Raw genomic sequence first — 1,518 nt, forward strand, 5'->3', positions numbered from 1 at the left:
CTGAACTAAATCCGATTGAAAAAGCATGGGCTAACCTTAAGAAGAAAGTCATAGAGTTACTACCCAAATATAACTCGGTGATAGAATGTCTAAACAATGTTTTTTAAAGTGAAACAACTATAAAAGAAATTTAATCCATTATTCCGTTTATTATGCCCAAAATTTAGATTACAATCCTAATTACGATCCTGTTATGGCTATGGTTATTGATAATCTAGAATATATTCCAAGGCCAAAAAATAATGCATTTGTTTACTCATTTGACGGCAGATCCGCGATCATACGTAAAAAAGATAATGTTTTTTTAACAGGTTCTCCACGAGATTATTCATTATTCGATAAAGACCATATTTATTCCTTTTCAGGTAAAGGAGAATTCCTTAACGTTACTCTCATGGGAACTCCTCTACCGTCTTATGATTATCAGCAAGCAGAAAAAAAGGGGAAAGATATTGCATACACATTACTATCTCCAGTCATAGATATACAACCTTCACCCCCACAAGGACAAAATCTTCAATGGCTCTTCAACATAACTTATGGTAAAAGATTCCAATAACATCTTAAAAACCTAGAGAATGTTTTTTTTCACATTCTCCAGGTTTTTCTATTTCTTATCTTTTGGGTCCTTTCCCAGTTTGATAGAATAAATTCTATCCCTGCTTCAAATCATATCTCAATTGAATTAGCATATGTTGACTCACATGTTTGTGAATTCTTGACCAACTTCGTTAAACCGATACAGAATTCTATCTACAGAGCTGTAACATCAGCTCCAACAATTGCCAAACCCATAGCTACGGCAATCGCGACAGTCGCTCAATTCTTTAAACCTCAATCATCTGCTAAAAAAGGCAAGAAAGGAAGGTAGAAAATATGAACCTAAAAAAATATTTTGTAATAGTTAGTCTATTTCTAGCTCTTATCGGTTCCATCTACATGTATATCCAATATAATCTAGCCCGTTATTCCGTCTATTATGCTAGTCATATGCCTAGAAAGGATAGGGCTAGACCTGAATTGATCATGGCTTTAAAAAACATAGACTTCATTGATAAACCAAATACCAAAAATGTTCAATTTCACGAGGATGATAATCAGTCAATATATATGAGAGGAGATACTTACTTCACCTACGGATACGGAGAATATTATCTTAGATTAGACAAGCAGAATAGACTCTATTTTTACAATACTGATTCAACTGGAAAATTTAGAAGAAATTGAAAGCATCGTATCTCCTGCAATCGGAGATATTATTAAAGCTCAAAAAACACCCTTTATTAACCTTCAAAAACTATTCAACCAAAAATATGAGTCAATATTTAACTAACAAAAAGAAGCTGGGCAAAAAGTCTTGGAAATAGAAAACAGCTTAGAATTACGTCATTAAAAACGTTAGTTCTAAGCTGTTTTTATCGATTCAAACATACTAAGATTAGTAGTGAGGGAATCTTCGACGGAAGATTTTCTCACTACTTTTTCTTTATGTTAAAGTAGAGGTGTCTTGTTAAGTCG

1 protein-coding gene is annotated in these 1,518 nt (G+C 33.1%); it reads left to right on the forward strand.

The genetic code is table 11. The annotated features are described in order from the left end of the window. The first annotated feature begins 193 nt into the window (after nt 1–193). A complete protein-coding gene (locus tag ACXM1Q_RS09205; protein WP_458517798.1) occupies nt 194–559 on the forward strand; it encodes a hypothetical protein in 366 nt (121 codons plus the stop codon). Nucleotides 560–1,518: the final 959 nt, after the last annotated feature.

Source organism: Streptococcus sp. 10F2 (genome assembly GCF_054331515.2).